Annotated in this window: 1 protein-coding gene; it reads right to left on the reverse strand. The window is 46.2% G+C overall.

What is annotated here, in order from left to right; translation table 11 throughout:
- Window positions 1-12: 12 nt before the first annotated feature.
- Window positions 13-238: hypothetical protein (locus tag DOU54_RS19900; protein WP_193603413.1), on the reverse strand; the 226-nt coding region annotated here is incomplete at its 5' end.

The raw sequence follows: 238 nt of genomic DNA on the forward strand, positions 1-238 counted from the left end.
TTATAAGTCCGCTCACTGAACGAGGGCGGCGGCGCTGCTGGCGACGAAGTCTTTCGTTCTAAATAAATCAAGGAATGAGCTGGTTGCTTGTTTGGTTTCGAGGCCTGATGGTTTCGGGGATTTGATTTTTTGACTGCTTTTGGTGGTCAGTTTTTTGACAATTGAATATGAGAAGAAAGAGAAACGTGGGCGGCGAAGCTTGCGGGGTCTGAATGTAATTTGGATCTCAGGAATAGAC

The organism is Agrobacterium sp. MS2 (assembly GCF_003261015.1).
Lineage (GTDB): Bacteria > Pseudomonadota > Alphaproteobacteria > Rhizobiales > Rhizobiaceae > Agrobacterium > Agrobacterium pusense.